Below are 995 nucleotides of genomic sequence, written 5' to 3'. Positions count from 1 at the left end.
GAAAAGTGTGTCCGCATGCCACCATAACCCCAGACCACACACCACAAATCACCAAAGAATAGCTCCCCGAAAGCTATTACCCACACCATCCCGCACCTCCGGCCACATTTGTGCTAACCGCACACCGGTTGGATTAAAGGATGACCACCAACCGCCCCAGCTGCCCACTATGCGGCAACAACACAAAGAAAAACGGCACCACCAGCAAATCAACCACCCGTTGGCGCTGCACCCACTGCGGACACTCCTTTACCCGCAACACCCAAACCCACAACAAAAACACCGCCACCATGGCTTTGTTCATCCAATGGGCCACCGGCACCCAATCTCTAACCACCTTCGCCGCACACCATGGCGTAACCAGGCAAACCATGCACCACCGATTCCGATGGTGCTGGTGGATCATCCCCACACCCACCATCGACCCATTCCGCATCCATGACCAAATCTTCCTCGACGCGACCTATCTAAAGTCCGGATGCCTCCTGATCGCAGCCAGTAAAACCCACGTCATCAACTGGACCTGGGCCAGACACGAAACCACCGCCGCCTACACCGAACTCCTACGCCCCATTGCCGCACCACTAATCGCAGTCACAGACGGCGGACAAGGTGCCCAATCAGCCATCCACCACTGCTGGCCAACAACACGCATCCAACGCTGCCTCGTCCACGCCCAACGAACAGTCCGCCGCCACACCACCAGCAACCCCCGCACCGATGCCGGCAAAACCCTCTACCGCCTAGCCCTGAAACTCACTCGCATCACCGACCTTGACCAAGCATCCACATGGGTCGCCCACCTGCACGAATTCGACCACACCTACCGGGAATGGATGAACGAGAAAACCACCATCAAAGACCCTGCTACCGGCGCCTACACCAAGGTCTACACCCACCAACGCGTCCGAGCGGCCTATCAATCATTGCTATCTCTGCACCGCAGAGACCTGCTGTTTACCTACCTGCAACCCCCACCAACAACCATCGACCCC

Annotated in this window: 1 protein-coding gene; it reads left to right on the top strand. The window is 57.7% G+C overall.

Translation table 11 applies throughout. The features are described from left to right. Nucleotides 1-140 precede the first annotated feature (140 nt). Nucleotides 141-995 (top strand): IS256-like element IS3503 family transposase (locus QP140_RS09730; protein WP_284759457.1); only part of this gene is annotated, 855 nt, incomplete at its 3' end.

The organism is Corynebacterium sp. UMB9976, assembly GCF_030212265.1.
GTDB lineage: Bacteria > Actinomycetota > Actinomycetes > Mycobacteriales > Mycobacteriaceae > Corynebacterium.
This window is presented reverse-complemented; position numbering and strand designations above follow the sequence as displayed.